Origin of the sequence: Fodinibius salinus (assembly GCF_008124865.1) — a bacterium.
Lineage (GTDB): Bacteria > Bacteroidota > Rhodothermia > Balneolales > Balneolaceae > Fodinibius > Fodinibius salinus.
This window is the reverse complement of record NZ_VNHY01000002.1, coordinates 614,223-635,756: the sequence shown is the minus strand read 5'-3', so window position 1 is coordinate 635,756 and position 21,534 is coordinate 614,223. Positions and strand designations below refer to the sequence as shown.

Below are 21,534 nucleotides of genomic sequence, written 5' to 3'. Positions count from 1 at the left end.
ATTAAAACTCAAAAACAAACTATTCCGTAAGGATTTGGTCCAAAAACGATCATACCTATGTGGAGATCAAACAATCATATCAGTTTCCTTTTGCCTCCTATCCAGCGGTACGCCTTCTCCTGCTGATGGCCGCAGGTATATTACTGGATTATCACCTTCAGGTGAGTTCTTATATTTGGCTTGGCCTGTTCGCAACATCAGCTTCTATTTATCTGCTCAGTGAATATTTTTATCAAGAATTTCTGAAAGCTGGATTATACAATACTGCCATCTGCTGTTATTTGATACTCATTATCGCTTTTGGAGCCTCTTGGCACTCCTTTTTTGACTATCGCACCCCACCTGAGGAAGCACAAATCCTGAATGCTTACACCTGGAAGGAACTCACCTTTTCGGGCACCGTCCATCAAATAAGGCAGACCAACACCGGCAAGTATCAGATTGACACCAACGTAGATACCACCCTTTACCCCAATGACATTCTTTGGGATAAATCTTATCGTATCCGTACTATTCTCGATCCCGCAGATATTCCATTTCCCAATGGCTTGGAGCTGGGCGATCAAATAAATTTTTCAGCTATCATCTATCCACTGGATCCAAAGCGAAACCCCGGTCAATTCGACTATAAAGATTACCTGAGCTCCATCGGGATTTATACACAAGCGGGAATCACAAATATTGGGAACATTCATTCTTCTCCCGCTTCCGTTTTTCGATGGACGAGCCTTCGTCAAAAAGTATTAGATGCGATCGAACATAACTTTAGCAAGCAAACAGTGCCACTAGCCAAAGCATTGTTAATAGGCCATAAAAATGAACTCAAGCGTGAAGAAAAGATTGCCTTTTCCCGTGCTGGCCTATCCCATATCATGGCCGTATCGGGCCTTCATGTGGGATTTATCTTAGCACCTTTTTGGATTTGTATACCCCTGTTCTGGACCTTTCGCTACGGAAAAGAAATCGGGCTGTTTTTATTATTGATGCTCCTGTTCTTTTATGCCGGGCTGACTGGCTTCTCTGCCTCAGTCATGCGTGCTTCATTAGTAGGTGGATTCTTAGCCTATGGCAAACTTTTTAACAAAGTACGCAATTCGAAAAATCTGACGGCCGTAGCCGCACTTATATTGTTATTAATAAATCCCGGTAATCTGTTTACCATTGGTTTTCAGCTTTCATTCAGTGCTGTTTATGTTATTCTACTCACCGCGCCCATTATTTCACGCAAACTCCCCGCTTGGATTCAATACCGCTGGTATGGACAGCCGGTGATGGTGGTTATAATCTCATTTATTGTACAGCTGGGACTTTTTCCGCTGCTGGCCTACCATTTTGGTGAATTTTCTATTATCGGACCATTTGCTAACGCCATTGTAGTTCCGATATTGGGAATTGCCGTACCGGTCGGGTTATTACTCCTTCCGTTGAGTAGTTTTCTTCCCGATTTGGCTCACACACTCAATATACCAATTGACTATTTTCTAGGGCTGCTTGACTGGTTTGTTACACTTACGGCCAATTGGCCCTGGAGCTGGATGCAAGTCCACATCCGTAGCCTGCTATTCTTTTCGATATGGACAGCCATTATCTTTCTTATTGCTTCGCTTCCTATTCCCAAAATGCGGTGGAAATGGTTGGCTATTGTACTAGCCCTACTCTGTGTGGATCAGGCTCAAAATATTATCCAAAAGATACAGCCGGCTAAATTGCATATCACTTTTTTTGATGTCGGTCAGGGCGATGCAGCACTTGTCAAAACGCCCGCGGGAAAGCATTTTCTCATCGATACAGGCCGGTGGCAGCCCGACTACAACAGCGGTAAATACATCATTATACCTTATCTAAAACAAAAAGGGATCGAAAAACTCGACGGGATTTTTCTTTCGCATCCGCATGCCGACCATATCGGCGGTATGCCGGAACTTATTGACAACATTGCTATCGACACTATATATAATTCTGGAGCTAAATATGATTCGCAACTATATGATACCTATCGGCGAAAAGCAACGGAGAAAACAATTCCGATTGTTCCACTTACAGCCGGACAACAAGTTGTTCTAGATCCATCGATGCGAATATTTATCTATGGACCCGCTCAAAATATATCCGATGCAAATGTTAATAATCGATCCTTAATACTGGAATTGATCTATGGACAAACACAGATGCTGTTTATGGGCGACGCTGAACATCAGCAGGAGCAGCGCATTGCCAGGCACTATCCGCAATTAATAGCAACAGATTTTTTAAAAGTAGGTCACCATGGTAGTAAAACGAGCTCAAGTACTCCTCTTTTACAACAAGCGGATGCTAAAGCCGGAATTATTTCGCTTAGTAAACAAAATCAGTTTCATCATCCGCACCCTGCAGCTATACAACGCCTGCAGCAAGACTCAGTGTCGCTATATTTCACCAGCCTTACCGGAGCCATACAACTGTGGTCTGATGGTTCTCGCATTCGAATAGAGAAATAAACAATACTAATTATATACTTCTCATGCTTTGCCTCCCAAATCCTGACGCTGGCAGCAGGAATTTAGACACTTTTTTATCATCCAATGTAAATGGTTTACAGAAGGCTTGCTCATAGTTGTTACATTTCAAAAAATAATCTGAAATTTTCACTTTCCCTTTGTACTTCAATCAATATATTAAAGCGTTAATTCCTGTTTTTAATGAAAGTGTAACATTTTCTAATACCAAGTAGCTAACTTATGGCCAAGCATTCCCAGTCGTGGCTCAATGAACGGGGACAACTTATTTTGATGGCAGGCGGAGTAGCCGGATTGCTATTTTTGATGTATCTGCTAGAACACCTGATAAACCCCCTCGGCTATGGATTACTGATTGGCATTGTTTTGTATCCTATTCGCAAACAACCGGTAGCCCGTGCCCTACTGTATGCAACTACTTTTTCGGCGGGACTCTGGCTTATCTATGACTCCGGGCACCTGCTTATCCCTTTTGTGCTGGCCTATATTATTGCTTTTATCATTAATCCGGTTGTGGAAATGCTCGAAAAAAGACGTATTCCGCGGGGCGCCATTGCGGGCGTTTTCACCTTTGTAAGCTTGGGCCTTATAGGACTGGGGCTGTTCTTTGCCATACCATTGCTTACCGAGCAGCTTTCAAAATTGGGATCCCTCATCCAGGATATGTCAAACAATACTGAAGCGGTCGTCGAAAGTACGGGTATCCTTTCTTTAATCGAATATTTTGGGTTGGATGCTGTTTCAATTAAGACTCAGCTGGTAACGCAACTTAATATGTTGATGGAAGAGTTTTACCAAGGGGTGACCTCCCTGTCAGCAACATACATTTCTGGTGTGGGAAGTGTTGTCACTGTTCTGTTCTTTTTAATTCTGATGCCTTTTCTATGCTTTTTCATGATTCGCGACTATGAAAAGATTGGCGTTTTTGTCCGCTCGCTAATTACTCCTAATAATGTTTCTACCGATTATACCACCGAAATTAGCCGCATTGTGGGCTCATATCTACGAGGGCAATTTATTGTTGTACTTATCAGTGCTGTAAATCTGAGCCTCGGCTTCTATCTGGTTGGAGTACCCTATGGCATAGTATTGGGGATTTTAGCCGGACTTACGAATTTTGTACCCACCTTTGGACTCTGGTTTAGCGTTACCGTATGCAGCTTGGTAGGTATCTCTGTGGGGCAACCCTGGTATGAGTTTTTACCCGGCATCTATCTCGTTTTTGCCATCGAACAAGTGCTTGAATCAGGATTTATTGTTCCCCGGGTCGTTGGACGACATGTAGGTCTGCACCCACTGCTCGTCATGGTATCACTGCTGTTATTTGGATTTATGTTTGGACTATTGGGATTGCTTATTGCCGTTCCGTCGGCTGCGCTAATTTCCGTATTTTACGAACAATATAAAGAGACTAAGAAAATTGCCTTTTTAAGCGGAAGTGAACTTGACTCTTTTATGCAGCAATTTGATCGAGAATCCCAAAAACAAAAAAAGAAGAAAGAAGAGGAAATGGAAAAAGAGTTGGATACTGACCGGTAAAACTTTGTATTATACGGTTTTGCAGATAGACAAGCCTACAATCAAAATAATTATATGAGTAATTCGGAACGACTGAGCTTCGAACAGGCTTTATCAAAACTCGAGGATGTTGTTAATAAACTCGAAGATGAGTCTATTTCATTAGACAAATCTATTGATCTATATGAAAAGGGCATTGAACTTTCTGATTTTTGCACCCAAACATTAGAAAATGCCGAACTACGTATCAAAAAGGTAGCCGAAAAACAGGCTAACAATAATGAGAATGAATAGGTGATTTATGGAATTTGAAGAAATTACTCCCGGTCCTCTGCTTGCAGATATTCACTCTCCGGATGATCTCAAAAAACTAGACGAAGAACAACTTGTTGAAGTATCCGACGAGCTGCGCGATTATATTATCGATATGGTTTCTATCCACGGCGGCCATTTTGGAGCAAGCCTCGGCGTTGTTGAAATGACCGTAGCTCTCCATTATGTGTATGATACTCCTGAAGATCTGCTGCTTTGGGATGTTGGCCACCAAGCTTATGGACACAAAATTTTAACCGGTCGGCGGGAACAATTCCATACCAACCGGGAATACGGTGGGTTGTCGGGATTTCCCAAACGAAGTGAAAGCAAGTATGATACCTTTGGCGTTGGTCACTCCAGCACATCAATTTCTGCGGGATTGGGGATGGCTGTTGCGCGCGACCTAGATGAAAGTGACAAAAAAGTAGTCACCGTTACCGGCGATGGCGCCATGACAGCCGGACTAGCCTTCGAAGGATTAAACAACGCCGGATTTCTTGACTCTGACATTCTTGTAATTCTCAACGACAATAATATGTCCATTGATCCCAATGTAGGGGCTCTCAATGAATACCTGGTTGATATTACCACCAGCAAAACCTATAACAAATTGCGCGATGAAATTTATGATATGCTGGGTCATTTTAAATCCGCAGGTAAAAAAATGCGCAAAGTAGCATCAAGACTCGAGAAAGCCGTAACGACTGCTATTACACCCGGTGGACTTTTCCAGGCACTAGGCTTCAAATACTACGGACCCGTTGACGGCCATAATGTTGATACCATGCGCCGCCATCTCGAAGATCTTAAAGATATTCCCGGCCCAAAGTTACTGCATGCAGTAACCGTTAAGGGTAAAGGTTTTGCCCCCGCCGAACGTGAACAAACCAAATGGCATGCCCAAAGCAGTCCATTTGATAAGATTACCGGTAAACAGCTGGATCCCGACACTGAGCCCAAACCGCCCAAATATCAGCATGTGTTTGGCGAAGCAGTCGTAGAATTAGCCGACGAAAACGAAGACATTGTAGGTATTACACCGGCTATGCCCAGCGGATCTAGCCTTTGGCCACTGATGAATAAATACCCCGATCGTGCTTTTGATGTAGGTATAGCTGAACAACACTCCATCACCTTTGCAGCAGGACTGGCCGCCGAAGGCAAAAAAGCATTTGCCGCTATTTACTCTACCTTTCTACAACGTGCTTATGATCAGGTCATTCATGATGTAGCCATCCAAAAACTGCCTGTTGTTTTCTGTATTGACCGTGCCGGCCTTGTAGGCGCTGATGGTCCCACCCACCATGGAATATATGATATTTCGTACCTGCGCAACGTACCTAATATGATTGTATCATCACCACTCAATGAAGAGGAATTGCGCAATATGATGTTTACAGCCTCTAACTTTGACGACTATGCCTGGGCTATTCGGTATCCGCGGGGACGTGCAACCGGCATGGATTATCCCGAAGAATTTAGCTCAATGGAAATTGGCAAAGGACAGCGCCTTCGTGAAGGTGATGATATTGCTATCCTTAGCTTTGGACCATTTGGCAACTATGTAATGGATGCCGCTGATGATCTGTCCGAAGAGGGAATTAAAGTTGGCCATTTTGATATGCGCTTTGCTAAACCACTCGACACCGATCTTATTGATGAAGTATGTCACACTTACGAACATATTATTACTATTGAAGACGGTACCAAGCTTGGCGGATTTGGCAGCGCAGTAACAGAATATCTGGCAGACAAACCACATCACATTCCCACAACAATCATGGGTGTGCCCGACCGTATTGTTGAACACGGCACACAAGAAGAGCTCCATGATGAAGTCGGACTTGATCCCAAAGGTATTAAAGAAAAAGTAAAAGAAGTAATGCAGGCACAATCCCTCAACGCTTGAACTAACAGCTCTATTAAAATCAGACCATTTATTAAAGTACGATAGAAGAAGCATGAGCCGGGGCCTCAAAAAACGCCCAGCCTGGATCACACTTCTCAACCAGTACAATAAAAATTGCTATACAGCTCCACTTACAAATTCTAACCGCAAGCAGATAATGAACTTATTTCAGTACGGGAATAGTAAAAACAATTTATTGGCAAACAGCTATCAATAATTAAGGACTATCAGTTACTAATAACTGTTTATTGTGCTGGCACTGTTTCAAATTTTGCTTTCTTTCGCAATGCGGATTTGAGCTTTTTCTCATATTCACCGGCTGTAATCTCAATACACCCAAACTGCGCCAGGTGCTCACTCCAGAACTGAGTATCCCATAGTTCAAAACCACCCTGCTGCAGTGCCTGATGTGTCCAATACAGCGCTACTTTAGAAGCCTCCTTTGCCCAACCAAACACCGATTCACCAAAGTATGCCCCTCCCAGCGATACGCCATACTGTCCGCCGACCAATTCCCACTTCTGATTATACACACTTACCGAGTGAGCATAATTGAGTTTGTGTAAGCGGCAGTAAGAATCAATGATTTCATCCGAAATCCACGTAGAGTCACGATCGGCACACGCCTCCATCACTTTGCGAAAATTATAGTCGACCTTGATATGATAGTGTTTATTTCGCACTATGCGTTGTACATTCGATGAAACCCGAAACTTATCCATCGGGATAATACCCCGACGACGCGAAGTGTACCATTTGGCCTCAGGATCATCCCGCGAATCAGCCATTGGGAATAAGCCGTTGGCATAAGCATTTAATAACTCTTGAGGATCAATCATCTATATTTTACTGTTTCCTGGAGATCCTGACATTCATGTATCTGGATTTACTGTAAATAACTCAACTGAAACCATTGTATTTAATAAAATAAAGGTTGCGCAGCAAAGCTACGCAACCAAATATGTAACCAGATGTACAACCCCCTTAGCATATTTGGAAACCTTGAGGGTGTTAATAAGTCTATCAACGAAAACTGCACTGCAAAAAGGTAGAATCACTACTACCGATGGGCGAACCGGGCGGTGGATCCAATGTCCGTGTTGGCATAACCATTTCGCCCTTGTCTTTAAACTGCTCCAGCATTCGATATCCATATAATAGCGACGCTTTGCGCTGTTCACCTTCCGCATGATTTTCGGCCTCCATCTTCATCCACTCACGGAGCTTCTCAAGTTTAAGATTCGTGACGGCTCGTACTTGAGATGAGGCGCCCTCATTCGAGGCTAAGTTCATCATCTCAAACAACACTACATGATTAATCGTATTTTGTACAGCCCCCTGATATCCTTTAGACACCGGTTGCCGCCAAGTTTTCTCTATCACTTTTTCGAGCATATCACCAAGACCCAGATTCGTAGAATCACGGGCTTCGGCATCTATAAGACGGGCGGCACGATTGGTGTTGAACAACAGATTTGCTGACATAGAGGCGGCTGTTTCTGCAGCTCCCAATGGGTCAAAGGCAGGATCAGTATGACTGTTAAACAGTTCCCGGGAATCATAATAGCCAAGGGGACGAGGAGGTATTAAATCTACGATCCGATCGGGCATATCCAGTGCTTCGGGCGTTATCGTCTGTAACATAGCATCCAGAGCTGCCCGCTGTTTGCTGTCCGCCACCCATTCAGGGCCGGTCTGGCTATCACCGCGCAGATTATAACTGTAATTGAGTCCACCAACAAGCTTAGCAGTTCCGGCAATTTGATAGCGGTGATACAAGTACATGGGCACCAGCACATCCTCTAATGTTGCCATGGGCGTTCCCTGCGGAATATTAGTTTCCGAAAAATTCTGCAGTGCAATTTCTCGAACATCCATAATATGGTGCAGCTGCTCTACGGCATCTTTTCCATTGTCCCAGAGATGTGCTTTGGGATGAGCACCACCCTCGGGACGTGCATCATAATCCGAAATAAATAACAGTCCGTCATCAATTGCATTCTTCAACACATTGTTGAGAGCAACATCTTCGCTCGGCAGATTAGTGAGGTCTTTGTATCCATACGTAATCGACACCTTATCCCATTCGCCAATACCGGTGTCATAGGCATTTGATAAATCGAGCGTACTATCTTGGGTGATATTCACTTTGGGCGCTGGATAATCCATAACGGAAGCACGATTGTTAGTGCTAGCTGCGAAATTGTGAGCCAGTCCCAGTGTGTGGCCGACCTCATGGGCAGCCAGCTGCCTAATTCGCGCCAGTGCCATCTCCAGCATGGGATTATTTTCATCAAAACTCATACCTTCTTTATAAGGTGATAACAGCCCCTCGGCCAGCAGATAATCCTGTCGCACCCGTAGCGAACCAAGCAATACGTGACCTTTAATAATTTCTCCCGTCCGCGGATCCACGACGGAAGTACCATACGACCAACCTCTCGTCGACCGGTGTACCCAATTAATCATATTGTACCGCACATCCATGGGATGAGCGCTATCGGGCAGCACCTTCACCTGAAATGCGTTTTTATAACCAGCCGCCCTGAAAGCTTGGTTCCACCACCGGGCACCATCCAGCAGTGCACTGCGCACCGGTTCGGGCGTACCGGGATCCAGATAATAAACAATGGGCTCGACCGGCTCGCTTATCTTGGCATCAGGATTTTTCTTTTTAAGCCGATGCTTTGTAATCAGTCGCTTATCAATTGATTCACTGATGGGGGTGCTATAATCCTGATAGCTTATGCCAAAATATCCGGCACGCGGATCAAATTGACGAGGTTCAAAATTATCGTCGGGCAGCTGCACAAACGAATGATGCTGGCGTACGGTAATTGCATCCGGAGTGGGGGTTACGGATCGCACTTGTCCACCGGCATCACTTCCCGTAAAGGTAAGTGTAGCTTCAAATTCAGTGTTCTTTGGGAAGTTCATAGTCCCTTTCTTGTACAGCGCAGAGCGACTTTTATCCACATTAAAATTGCCTTCGTCATTTCTTTTCAGCGTGACACTCACATCGTGGGCATCCCGCAGCAGAAAATCCGTCATATCTACGAGCACCCTTCCCTCTTCCTGGGCTACCACTTCAAACCCCCAAAGCACTGACTGCGCAAAAGCATCACTCACCGACTGCTTTTCTTTCTGATTATCGGTAATAGCACGATAAGAATAATTGGGCTGTACCATTAGCACCTTAGGACCTCGACGCTCAAACCTGATGATACGATCATCACCCAGCTGATTACGATCGAGACCGATATCATTGGAACCTACACCCGCAGTCAAAGAATTGACATACAGAAGTTCGGTATCAAATTTGTCGATCTCCAGCCAAAGCTTTCCACTGGCTTCATCCCAGTAATAGTTAAAGTATCCCTCGTGCTTTTCGAGCCCCTTTGTTTTCTTAGTGATGGTGGGGATCTCTTGCGCAAAGGTTAGCGAGGTTGCAAAAATTAGAAGATAGATAAGCGTGGCAAATCGTTTCATAACTGCTTGTTTGATTGGAGATTTAGACCAAAGGATAAGTAACTACTTTTGCAGAAAAATAAAAACCGGCAGATGTGAACGTGCCGAGCACTAAGCTTCTATTCTAAATAAGAATCTGCTTATCCTTCATCTTCCTCATCAGCATACATCTCCGCCAGGTCGTTGATCATATCTTCGTTGATGCCGGCTGTAACGAATCCGCCGTCATGATAAAGGTTCTGCATCGTCACTTTGCGGGTCAGATCAGAAAAGAGTGTCACACAGTAATCTGCACACTCATCAGCCGAGGGATTGCCAAGCGGCGCCAACTTATCGGCGAAAGTGTACATGCCGTCAAAACCCTTAATACCACTGCCCGCTGATGTTTTGGTTGGTGCTTGCGAAACGGTATTCACGCGGATGCCACGATCGGCCAGTCGGCTGCCATAATTACGTGCGATACTTTCGAGTAAGGCTTTGGCATCATTCATATCACCGTATTTTGAGAAAATACGCTGCGCACCAATATAACTCAGCGCCAAAATACTGGCACCATCGTTCAAGATGTCGGCCTCATCAGCATAACGAATTACTTTATGCAGAGAAATAGACGAAATATCCAGCGTCTGCTGCATCCACTGGTAGTTCAGTTCCTTATAGCCTTTTTTCTTGCGCACGTTGGGCGACATGCCTATGGCATGGAGCATAAAATCTATCTTGCCATGCTCCTCTTTTACATTTTGCATCAGCTCTTCAATTTCATCCTCGTCCGTTACATCACAAGGAAATACCTCGGCGCCTGTTTCTTCGGCCAGCTCATCCAATTCTCCAAAGCGCAATGCCACCGGAGCATTGGAAAGTGAAAACTCTGCTCCCTCTCGCTGACATGCCAACGCAATACGCCAAGCGATGCTGCGCTCATCAAGTGCACCGAAAATTAATCCTTTTTTTCCTGTTAATAATCCATATCCCTGTTGGTCAGACATAAATAGTTAATCCTCAATTATACTGTTTAAAAATGTTCTGCACGAAAATAACAAAACTCAGCCATCAAATCCGAAATTTGAATTCTCTTAAAAGGTGCTATAATTTTTTGTTGATAATTCTGTTGATAAGACAGTTATTTGTCCTTATTTTTCGAAACTTTGTCCCAATACTGTATCAGGGATAAGCAAACAGATTTCAATGTTTTAAAAAGACACGATAACAGATGTTTCAAGATCTCTCATCAAAATTAGATAGCGCCTTTCAAAAGCTGAAAGGGGAATCTAAGATTACCGACGTCAACATTGCGGAGACGGTGAGAGAAATACGTCGCGCCCTGCTCGATGCGGATGTGAACTATGAAGTTGCCAAAGAGTTCACGAACAAAGTTAAAGAGCGGGCCATGGGCGAAGATGTATTAACGGCTGTAAATCCCGGACAGCAGTTTACCAAGATTGTACATGATGAACTGACTAATATCCTTGGTCAGGAACGTGTAGATATATCTGTGGCACACACGCCGCCGACCGTAATCCTGATTGCCGGCCTGCAAGGTTCTGGTAAAACAACCTTTAGTTCTAAGCTGGCTCGGTATCTAAAAGAAGAAAATAATCGCAGCCCTATAATGGCGGCCGCCGATGTTTATCGCCCGGCTGCTATTGATCAGCTTAAAACGCTGGGCGATTCCATTGACGTGCCGGTATATTCCATCGATCAACAAGATGCCGTCCGTGCTGCCAAAGAGGCGGTATCCATGGCCAAGAGCCTGGCACTTGATACTGTTATTATTGATACGGCTGGACGCATGCACGTTGATGAGGAAATGATGGACGAAGTGGCGGACATTAAAGAAGCCGTTGAACCGGATGAAACACTGTTCGTTGTGGATTCCATGACGGGACAAGATGCCGTGAATACGGCCAAAGAATTTAATGAAACCATCAATTATGATGGGGTAGTTTTAACCAAGCTTGACGGTGATACCCGCGGCGGGGCGGCTCTTTCGATTAAGAATGTAGTCCAAAAACCGATCAAGTTTGTAAGTACCGGAGAACAGCTGGACGCCCTTGCACCCTTTTACCCCGAGCGTATGTCGCAACGCATCCTCGGCATGGGTGATGTTGTTTCACTTGTAGAGAAAGCCCAAAAAGAGTTTGATGAAAAAGAGGCCCAGGAACTACAGAAAAAGATTAAATCTGACAGTTTTGACCTGGAAGATTTTTACGAACAGCTGCAGCAGGTGAAAAACATGGGCAACATATCAGACTTGGTGGGCATGATTCCGGGCGCCGGCCAAGCACTGCAAAACTCTGATCAAGAAATTAATGAAGAATCCTTCAAACCTATTGAAGCCATCATTTGCTCGATGACTCCGGAAGAAAAGCATAATCCGGACATACTGAATGCGACCCGAAAGCGACGTATTGCCCAGGGATCAGGAACTCGTGTTTCTGATATTAATGACCTGCTAAAACAATTTGAACAAATGAAGAAAATGATGAAGTCTTTCTCAGGCATGGGCAAGATGGGTCAGATGATGCAGGGGATGAAGGGAATGAAAGGAAATTTACCATTTGGATAACCAAACTGATGCCATGTGCTGTTTAGCCCAGCCCGGCATCACTATTAAATATTGCGCAAGATTCCGACAATATCCTCTATTTATAATCAAAGTAATACTAACATAAAATTGAGAAAATAATCCATTGTTAAGAATTAGATTACAACGTAGAGGTCGAAAAAAACGACCGATTCATCACATTGTTGTGGCCGATAACCGCAAACCTCGTGATGGTCGAATCATCGAAGATATAGGTCGTTTTGATAATGTAACTCCAAACAATCAACTTGATCTGGACTATGATCGGGCACTGCACTGGCTTAAAAAAGGAGCACAACCCAGTGATACTGTCCGTTCTATTTTTAAGGATGAAGGACTGATGTATCACATGCATCTGATTCGTTTGGACAAATCGGAAGAAGAAATAGAAGAAACACTAAGCGAATGGCGTGAACAGCGTGATGAGAAAGAAGATGAAGTTCCCACACGCAAAGAACGCCAGCAGGCACTGCTCGAAGCCGAAGAAAAAGAATTCCAGAAGCAGCTTCAGAAAAAAGCAGAAGAAGCCGCCAAGGAAAAGGCTAAGCAGGAAGCTCTTTCTTCTGAAGAAGATGACGAAACTGATGAAGAATCAACAGAAACAGAGGAAGATACTCAGGAAGCTTCGGCCGAAGAAGACACGCAAGAAGCCGAGGAAGCAGTTGAAGCTGAAGAAGATACTGCTGCTGAAGACGACGTTGATGAAAAGAAAGCTGCTGAAGCTCAGGAAGATGAATCTGACGAGGATGAAGAGTCTGCTGAAGAGGTTGAAACTTCTGGTGATGAAGAGCAGGAAGACGAAGAAGAATCTTCAGAAACCGAAGACACTGATGAGGCTGAGGAAGCTGACAGTGAAGACTCTGAGGCAAAAGTATCTACTAATATGCTGGCGAAAGAAGCTATCAGCCATATCAAAAACACGCCTCTTGATGAGCTTGAAGGTTTTGTGCCTGAAGACGAAGATCGGGTAACCGTTCAGCGTGCTTTGGATGAAAAAAAAGAAAATGATTAGATACTAGCTTTACGAATTTTCGTAAAGTTTAAAGGTAATAAAGATGCTGGAACCTATTGAAAACCAGTACACAAAGATCGGGGTTATTTCCCGATCTCATGGCGTAGCGGGTGATGTGTTAATCATCCCCGATATTTACGCTCCAACACTTTTTGATGCTCTTGACTTGGTGCATATTGCAAACACCAGAGGGGATTTGGTCCCTGCTCGGATTGAGTCGGTCCGGGTGCAAGAAAAGAACAACCGACTTTCGTTCTTTGTAAAATTTGAACACGTGACTGATCGCACGCAGGCCGAAAAGCTGAAAAACTTTGCCGTCTATGCAGATCGCAAAGCAGTAGACAATCAGCTGGATTCGGAGAAAATTCCGCTGGACCTAAGCTCGTTTGACGTTCTGGCTGATAAACAATTAGTCGGCTCCGTCAAAGCTATGCAAAAAAATCCGGCGCATCCGATTATCGAGGTCTCGACCAGCAACCAAGAGCAACTGTTAATACCACTTGTGGATGAGTACGTTGTCGATATTGATGAAGGAAAAGAAGAAATACAATGCCAAAACCTGGACCAACTGAAAGGACTATAAATGATGCGCATTGATATCATATCGGCCGTACCGCAGCTGCTCGAGAGTCCGCTGAAACACAGTATTGTGGGTAACGCCCGGGAAAATGGTTTGGTTGAAATCCATATTCACGACCTGCGCGATTACTCCGAGGATAAGCACAAGAAAGTAGATGACTATCCCTACGGTGGTGGAGCCGGCATGGTGCTTACGCCCCAGCCGATTTTCTCATGCATTGAAAAACTGCAGAGCCAAAGGGAATATGATGAAATCATCTTTACAGCTCCGAATGGAGATCCATTCGAGCAGGAAAGTGCTAATAAATTATCTATCAGCCAAAACCTGATGTTTTTGTGCGGGCACTATAAAGGAGTCGATCAGCGTGTTATAGATTCACTAATTACCGAGACCTACAGCATTGGCGATGTAGTACTTTCCGGCGGTGAGCTGCCGGCGGCCGTAATGGTAGATTCCATTGTCCGGCTGTTACCCGGCGCACTAGGTGACGCGGAAAGCGCATTAACGGACTCTTTCCAAAATGATTTACTGGAAGGTCCGGTTTATACGCGCCCTGCTAAATACCGGGATATGGAAGTACCAAAAGTGCTGCGGTCAGGTGATCATCAAAAAGTAAAACAATGGCGATTAGAACAATCGCTGGAGCGTACGAAGAACGTACGTCCTGATATGTACAAAAAATTTCGAAATGAACAACAGTAAGTTATTATGGATAAGTTAAAACTAGCAGAACAGACATTGATTAACGACGAGTATCCCGAGTTTCAAACCGGTGATACCGTGAATGTGCACTACCGCGTGCGCGAAGGAGATAAAGAGAGAATTCAGAAGTTTGAAGGACTTGTTATCTCACGCAGCGGTTCTGGTGCCAACCAGACTTTTATGGTGCGTAAAATTTCGGAGGGAAATATTGGCGTTGAACGTATTTTCCCACTTCATTCTCCGTTTATCGCAAAAATTAAACTGAAAAAGCAAGGCGATATCAGACGTTCCAAGCTATATTATCTACGCGAACGTCAAGGTAAATCAGCCCGTATTAAGGAGAAAGACCAAAATCAAGATACGATTCGCGAAATAAACCGCCAGGCAGAAAAAAAAGCTGAAGCTAACGATCAGCAAAATTCTGGCTCCGAAGAGGAGTAACGCTTTTTACAAAATCCCTCTTACTTCAATTTCCTTATTACAAAGTCATTCTATCTGACCATCAGGTAGAATGACTTTTTTATTTTTGAGATTCTATAATTTAAATAGTTGTCCTGGGTTAATAACGAGATGTTGTCCAACCTTCCACATAGTAGTGTACCTGGATTTTTTTATCACTATTCCCAAAGAGAAGATGACGAGAAAAGTCGTGCTGTTCCTTCGCCCTACCATCAACTATTGCTACTAGCACCATAATAGTATGGAGTTATTCTATCTTGTGTTGATGCGTTGGATAGGAAAACAGAGTAAAGAGACAAGCAACATTATACCAGATTTATTATTGGGAGTAATAGATTTTTTTCATAAATTAAGAGATAAAGATCTTTTTTTCTTATTACAAGATATAAAATAAACCCATTACAGTTATGAGTATCGTACAAAAAATAGCCTCGACAGCGTTGGTGATGATAATTTCTACAGCACTAATTTCGTGTGGAAATACAAAAGAAAAACCCAATAATACAACAACCCAAAATGAGACTACCTCTGCATCTACAACAGGACAGGCGGGTGTAAAAGATGATGCATCTAAAGCGCACATCCTGCAAATTGCTAAAGAATCCCCTGATCATACTATTCTTGCTAAAGCGATAGAAGCAGCCGGCATCCAAAATGTACTGGCTAATCCGGGACCGTTAACAGTATTTGCTCCAACCGATGATGCTTTTAAAGCATTACCTGAAGGTACGCTCGACGATTTGATGAAGCCTGAGAATAAATCTAAGTTAGCCAAAATTTTAACTTCCCATGCTTCTCCTGCTTCACTGGATCAAGATCAATTGGCCAAAGGCACGAATGTATATCTGGCCACCGGACAGTATGTGAAATCAGAAAAGAAAGACGGTGACATTTATGTTAACGGAGCCAAAATTTTAGGTTCTGTTGATGCTTCAAATGGTGAAGTTCACGTGGTCGACAAGGTTTTCTTAGTAGCCGCCAATTAACAAAAACTGCTATTACGAAGAGCTGCATGAATACCCCTCCGGGCAACAGGTTAACCTGAGCTGGATTCTTCCACAAGAAACAAATTAAGACCATTCTTACCGGAGGGATATTCAAAAATTAGGAATACTTCCAGACAAGTATTTCATCAGCGGTAGAAAAATACATTGTCTTTGTGATATAGATAGATCGCCCCTCCTCTGTCAAAACAGCCACCCGGCAACAGAAATGCGAAAACGAGTTTGCTTAGGATTTAAAGATAACATTAGTTATTTCTCTGGCTCTGACAAACATCCTCGCTTATCAGAAAATATAGCTATGGTATCAAGAGTTGATACAACCAAAATTTGAACTAATGATCTCCAAGTCGTTTACTGCCTTACGATGCCCAGCCTCATAAATAGTATAGGCAGAGCCTTGTAAACTAAGTCATCACTTCGCAACTTTTTATTTTTCGGCCTCATACACTGTCATCGGAGGGATGTTCCGCCACTCCCATTCCGTTTTGACGTTACCGAAGGTTTGCCGCAACGGCTCCTTTAAGTGTCCTGATGTCTGATAGGCCAAGAACTTTCCGCCGTCGCGCAAGAGCCGAGAACTCTGGCTCAAGATCGATGACTTTGTATCTTCATCCAAAAAAGAAAAAGGAATCCCGGAAATGATAAAATCAACTTCTCCAATGGTTTCATCGGGCAGCAGTTTGCTCACAAATTCTACGCTCTCATCATAACAAATAGCCCGCGGATCATTGATTTGCTCTAGTTTCTCAAAGAGGATCTCATTGGTTTCAAAGAGGAACAGCTTAGAATCAGCTGTCATATTTTGTAGAATATACCGGGAAAAAACGCCGGCACCGGCACCGTACTCCACCACGGTAATATCTTTGGTGAAATCAATTGGGCTGCATACACTCCGCACGCAAAATCGAGAAGTGGGCGTCACCGAGGCAACATCTTTATCCTTAAAAAAACTTTTTAAATACGCTAGTGTGCTCATCTTTTATTATTTGTTATTCGCTATTGGTTAGTCAGGCTTGCCAAATAACCAATAACTATTTGGTACGTTACAGTTCTTCTTCTAATTGTTCGATCTGGTCACGGATGCGCGCCGCTTCTTCAAACTCCATATTCTGTGCAGCGTTATGCATCGAATCCTGTAGGTATTCCAGAAACTCCTCTTTATTATCAAAAGTTACCTCTTTCATCGCTGGATTTGCCTTGTACTTAATACCTTCATCGGCCACTTTTACCACCTCAAGAGCTTCTTCCTCGTCTTCACTATCCCCTTCCAAGTCGAAGTTCTCGTTAGAAATCAACGCGGGATCCACCAGCGGCTTCAGCTCTTTTTCAATAGTCTCGGGTGTTATGCCATGTTCTTCGTTAAATTCTTTCTGTATTTTGCGCCGCCGTTTGGTCTCATCAATAACTGTTTGCATACTGTCGGTAATTTTATCGCCGTACAAAATAGCTTTGCCTTCTACATTCCGCGCTGCGCGGCCCACTATTTGGAAAAGCGAAGTCTCCGACCGAAGGAATCCTTCTTTGTCTGCATCTAATATGGCCACAAGGCTAAGTTCGGGAATGTCGATACCCTCCCGCAGCAGATTGATACCTACAAGGACATCAAAGTCACCGCGGCGGAATTTAAAGAGTACCTCTACACGCTCCATAGCATTCAGCTCGCTGTGCATATAAGCTGCCGAAATGCCCACGCTTTTGAGATATTCGCTCAGCTCTTCGCTCAGTCGTTTGGTGAGGGTAATACATAATACCCGATCTCCATTGGCTATCCGCTTTTGAATTTCTTCGAGCAGATCATCAATCTGATTCTCAACGGGACGTACTTCAATTTCGGGTTCCATAAGTCCGGTGGGGCGTACAATTTGTTCCACAAAAGCGCCGCCGCTTTTCTCGAGCTCATAATCACTGGGGGTAGCACTTACAAAAATAGCCTGGTTGACCAGTCCCTCCCATTCTTCGAAGGTAAGTGGACGATTATCCATGGCCGAAGGCAGGCGAAATCCATTTTCCACCAGCTCTGTCTTTCGGGACCGGTCACCACCATACATAGCCGAAATCTGGGGTACCGTCTGGTGGCTCTCATCTACCACCAGCAGAAAGTCATCCGGAAAGTAATCAAATAGGCAGTACGGACGTTCGCCCGGCTTACGGTTACTTAAATAGCGCGAATAGTTTTCAATGCCTGAACAGTAACCAATCTCCTGCATCATCTCAATATCAAAGAGCGTACGCTGCTCCAGCCTCTTGGCCTCTAAGTATTTACCTTCATCATTGAGCGTACCCACGCGCTGGTTCAGCTCATCGCGAATCTGATCTATAGCTTTATTAAGCCGATCTTCGGTAGTCACATAATGCGACGCAGGATAGATTCGAAACTCTTGCACGGTATCTAAAACTTCCCCTGAATCGGTATCAAAAATCTCCATCTTTTCGATTTCATCCCCCCAAAAAGAAATACGAAGGCCATCTTCGGCATAAGCGGGATACAAATCCACTACATCACCGCGCACGCGAAAGGTGCCGCGACTGAATTCCCGATCGTTGCGCGTATAGTGCAAATCTACAAGATCATAGAGTAACTTATTTCGGGAAATGGTCATGCCCTGTTCAAGGTTAATAATCAACTTCTGGTACTCCGAAGGCGACCCAATACCGTAAATACAACTTACCGATGAAACGATAATCACATCACGTCGACCGGAAAGCAGCGAGCTCGTCGCCCGCAGGCGCAGGCGCTGAATCTCATCATTGATCGACAAATCCTTTTCAATGTATTTATCCTGAGATGAGAGATAAGCCTCGGGCTGATAGTAATCATAATAGGAGATAAAAAACTCTACCTTGTTGTCAGGGAAAAAGTCGCTGAGCTCGCGGTATAACTGTGCAGCCAGCGTTTTGTTGTGGCTCATTACCAACGTCGGTTTCTCAACCTCATCGATAACACCTGATACCGTTCGCGTCTTTCCCGAACCGGTAATTCCCAGCAACGTCTGATACTTATCTCCATTTTCGATGCCTTCTACTAATTCTTCAATGGCTTCCGGCTGATCACCCGCCGGCGGCCAGGGAGATTGTAAATCAAAATGGGACATGTGATACTTATTTAACTTTTAAACCCTCGGATTTTCAAAGATGCCAAACAAATAACTTTCTGTACAAGCCCGGGGTTCTAATCAATTGATATTTACATTTTAATAAAACGAAAACAGCGCTGAATCATTCTCTTAAAATCCCATATTTTTCGGGGAATTAACAGCAAAGCTTCTATTTAATTTTTGACTCCCTATCTTTTTAATCTATCGGTACATTTATTTCGCGATAGATAAATTTGTATTTTAGGCAGCTTTCGTTGCTAATGCTATAATCAGCATAACACCTAGTTTTTAGATTAAAAGAAAATATGACCCCTAAAGAAAAGAAACTCGGTCCCCAACGTGATCGCATTGATGAAATTGATAGCCAGCTCCTTGATCTCCTTGCCGAACGACGGGAAATTGTGCACGAAGTTATAGACAAAAAGGTTAAAAACCAGCTCCCCATTTTTGCACCCAAGCGTGAAGATGAAAAAACTAAGAAGTTCCGGAAGATGGCCGCCAACCGCAATCTCGATCCCGACTGGGCCGAAGACTTTTTGCGGATGATTATGGCCTCATCCCGAGCCAGCCAATCCTCTAATGAATTTCCACGTGCTACTGAAGAACCTAAGCACATTTTAATTGTTGGCGCTAAGGGTGGCATGGGGCAACTGTATTCCCGCATCATCAGGCAGACGGGACACAAGCTTTATCAAATTGACAAACATAATTGGCATGAGCTCGAAGAAATGGCCCCAAACATTGATCTGGCCATTGTTGCCGTACCGATCAATGTTACTGAAGATGTCATCAAGCGGCTGGCACCCAAGCTTAAGCCTGATACCATCCTTGCTGATTTTACAAGCAATAAAACCGACCCCATCAAAACGATGAAAGAAGCTCACGACGGACCAATTTTGGGCCTCCACCCCATGCATGGTCCCGATGTTGACAATCTGTCTAAACAGTTGATGGTAGTTTGTACTGCGCGAGACACGAATACATCAGAGTGGGTTATCCAACAGTCAAAATTGTGGGGCATGCGCGTAGTTGAAGCTGATGCCGAAAAACATGACCATGTAATGCACATGGTGCAGGGACTGCGCCACTTTGTAGCGCTGCTACACGGCTCATTTATGAAGACCTACGATCTGAAACCGCAAGATATCCTTGACTATTCTTCGCCCATCTACCGTGCCGAGCTGATGATGACAGGACGTATTTTTGCTCAAAGCGCTGAACTATATGCGGATATCGTTTTTGCCAATGAAGAACGGCGTGAACTGCTACTCAAATTTATTGAACATAATGACAAACTTGCTCAGATGGTTAAGAATGATGACAAAGAGGGTTTTGTCAAAGAGTTTGAGTCCGTAACTGATTTCTTTGGCAAGTTTGCCAGCCAGGCCCTCGAAGAAAGCGGATATCTGATTAACCGGCTGGCCGATCGTTTTGCCTGATTAAACAAAGCTTGCAATCTCGTCCAGCGGCTTTTTAGTAATATCCGGTACGCTTACATCGTCTTTGGGATAACCCACCACCAACAGTAAAAAGGCACGTTCATTTTTGGGTCGCTCCAAAATATCATTTAAGAACCCCATGGGGCTGGGCGTGTGGGTCAGCGATGCCAATCCCGCATTGTGGATTGCTGTAATCAACATGCCGGTAGCAATACCGACCGATTCTTTCACATAGTAAAACGTCTCTTTCTCTCCGTCATCTTTGAGTCCATAACTTTTAGAAAAAATGGCGATAAGATAAGGAGCATCTTCAAGAAAAGGCTTATTGGCATCCGTGCCGAGGTGTGCCAATGCTTCCAACCATTCATCAGTAGCACGATTTTCATAAAACTCTCGTTCCTCTTCTTCGGCTGCCTCTCGGATTTCTTTTTGTACTTCGGGATCACTAACAACTGAAAAATGCCATGGCTGTTTATTAGCCCCGTTGGGTGCAGTACCCGCCGTTCGCAGACAATCTTCAATAATTTCCCGAGGCACATCTTCATCAGAAAAATCGCGAACCGTACGCCGTCGTTGCATCTCGTTATAAAATGACCGGGCACGCTGCCGCATTTCTTTTACAGGATATCTTTTGTAATCGGTATGGGGGATGAAATTGCTGCGGGACATAAAGACACAACTTATGAATTAATATTATAGCAGACAGTTCCATATTAACATAGCAAAAACTTTTTTGACCTACCATTGATTACCAACTGGTCTAGAGCCAATTGTCGAAAAATCAAATTTCGCACAATTTTTTTCTCGTTCATCAAAATAATTACGGGCCATTTAATTAAGGCAGCTGAAAATATGGAATATTAAATTTGTACATGGAATGTAAAATATTTTAACCCATTGCATTACAGTGACTTAGAGGATTGACATTTCTTAATATTGGAAAGTTTTAATCTT

General features: G+C 43.8%; 17 protein-coding genes. 11 read left to right on the top strand and 6 right to left on the bottom strand.

What is annotated here, in order from left to right:
- Positions 1–59: 59 nt before the first annotated feature.
- From LX73_RS07670 to dxs, 4 genes are all read left to right on the top strand, one after another.
- Positions 60–2,477: a DNA internalization-related competence protein ComEC/Rec2 gene (locus LX73_RS07670; protein ID WP_148898896.1), complete on the top strand. Its 2,418-nt coding sequence runs from the start codon at positions 60–62 to the stop codon at positions 2,475–2,477.
- A 240-nt stretch (positions 2,478–2,717) separates the two neighbouring features.
- Positions 2,718–4,034 carry an AI-2E family transporter gene (locus LX73_RS07665; protein ID WP_148898895.1) on the top strand — a complete coding sequence of 439 codons (1,317 nt, stop codon included), beginning with the start codon at positions 2,718–2,720 and terminating at the stop codon, positions 4,032–4,034.
- Positions 4,035–4,088: 54 nt separating this feature from the next.
- Positions 4,089–4,307, top strand: a complete 219-nt coding sequence (gene xseB / locus LX73_RS07660) for an exodeoxyribonuclease VII small subunit (RefSeq protein ID WP_148898894.1) — start codon at positions 4,089–4,091, stop codon at positions 4,305–4,307.
- 7 nt (positions 4,308–4,314) lie between these two features.
- Positions 4,315–6,237, top strand: a complete 1,923-nt coding sequence (gene dxs / locus LX73_RS07655; RefSeq protein ID WP_148898893.1) for a 1-deoxy-D-xylulose-5-phosphate synthase — start codon at positions 4,315–4,317, stop codon at positions 6,235–6,237.
- 245 nt (positions 6,238–6,482) lie between these two features.
- Here dxs and aat read toward each other — a convergent pair whose 3' ends face one another.
- From aat to LX73_RS07640, 3 genes are all read right to left on the bottom strand, one after another.
- Positions 6,483–7,076, bottom strand: coding sequence for a leucyl/phenylalanyl-tRNA--protein transferase (gene aat / locus LX73_RS07650; RefSeq protein ID WP_246138189.1), 594 nt, complete (start codon positions 7,074–7,076; stop codon positions 6,483–6,485).
- 184 nt (positions 7,077–7,260) lie between these two features.
- Entirely contained in the window at positions 7,261–9,726 is a 2,466-nt protein-coding gene (locus LX73_RS07645) for a zinc-dependent metalloprotease (RefSeq protein ID WP_148898892.1), read from the bottom strand.
- Between the two features lie 119 nt (positions 9,727–9,845).
- Positions 9,846–10,691: an enoyl-ACP reductase FabI gene (locus LX73_RS07640; RefSeq protein ID WP_148898891.1), complete on the bottom strand. Its 846-nt coding sequence runs from the start codon at positions 10,689–10,691 to the stop codon at positions 9,846–9,848.
- Between the two features lie 224 nt (positions 10,692–10,915).
- On the opposite strand from LX73_RS07640, the gene ffh reads away from it, so the two are divergent.
- From ffh to LX73_RS07610, 6 genes are all read left to right on the top strand, one after another.
- Positions 10,916–12,271, top strand: a complete 1,356-nt coding sequence (gene ffh, locus LX73_RS07635; RefSeq protein WP_148898890.1) for a signal recognition particle protein — start codon at positions 10,916–10,918, stop codon at positions 12,269–12,271.
- A gap of 124 nt (positions 12,272–12,395) precedes the next feature.
- Positions 12,396–13,301, top strand: coding sequence for a 30S ribosomal protein S16 (gene rpsP, locus LX73_RS13175; RefSeq protein WP_148898889.1), 906 nt, complete (start codon positions 12,396–12,398; stop codon positions 13,299–13,301).
- Positions 13,302–13,344: 43 nt separating this feature from the next.
- Positions 13,345–13,884: a ribosome maturation factor RimM gene (gene rimM, locus LX73_RS07625; protein ID WP_148898888.1), complete on the top strand. Its 540-nt coding sequence runs from the start codon at positions 13,345–13,347 to the stop codon at positions 13,882–13,884.
- Between the two features lie 3 nt (positions 13,885–13,887).
- On the top strand, positions 13,888–14,583 hold the full coding sequence (gene trmD, locus LX73_RS07620; protein ID WP_148899182.1) for a tRNA (guanosine(37)-N1)-methyltransferase TrmD: 696 nt from the start codon (positions 13,888–13,890) through the stop codon (positions 14,581–14,583).
- Positions 14,584–14,589: 6 nt separating this feature from the next.
- Positions 14,590–15,024, top strand: a complete 435-nt coding sequence (gene rplS / locus LX73_RS07615; RefSeq protein WP_170245622.1) for a 50S ribosomal protein L19 — start codon at positions 14,590–14,592, stop codon at positions 15,022–15,024.
- Positions 15,025–15,449: 425 nt separating this feature from the next.
- Entirely contained in the window at positions 15,450–16,028 is a 579-nt protein-coding gene (locus tag LX73_RS07610) for a fasciclin domain-containing protein (protein ID WP_211359387.1), read from the top strand.
- A gap of 445 nt (positions 16,029–16,473) precedes the next feature.
- Here the strand turns inward: LX73_RS07610 and LX73_RS07605 are convergent, their stop codons facing one another.
- Entirely contained in the window at positions 16,474–17,022 is a 549-nt protein-coding gene (locus LX73_RS07605) for a class I SAM-dependent methyltransferase (RefSeq protein ID WP_148898886.1), read from the bottom strand.
- A 67-nt stretch (positions 17,023–17,089) separates the two neighbouring features.
- Positions 17,090–19,138: an excinuclease ABC subunit UvrB gene (gene uvrB / locus LX73_RS07600; protein WP_148898885.1), complete on the bottom strand. Its 2,049-nt coding sequence runs from the start codon at positions 19,136–19,138 to the stop codon at positions 17,090–17,092.
- A 308-nt stretch (positions 19,139–19,446) separates the two neighbouring features.
- Here uvrB and tyrA point away from each other — a divergent pair, with 308 nt between their 5' ends.
- A complete protein-coding gene (gene tyrA, locus LX73_RS07595; protein WP_148898884.1) occupies positions 19,447–20,580 on the top strand; it encodes a bifunctional chorismate mutase/prephenate dehydrogenase in 1,134 nt (377 codons plus the stop codon).
- Here the strand turns inward: tyrA and LX73_RS07590 are convergent, their stop codons facing one another.
- Positions 20,581–21,249: a nitroreductase family protein gene (locus LX73_RS07590; RefSeq protein ID WP_148898883.1), complete on the bottom strand. Its 669-nt coding sequence runs from the start codon at positions 21,247–21,249 to the stop codon at positions 20,581–20,583.
- Between the last annotated feature and the right edge of the window lie 285 nt (positions 21,250–21,534).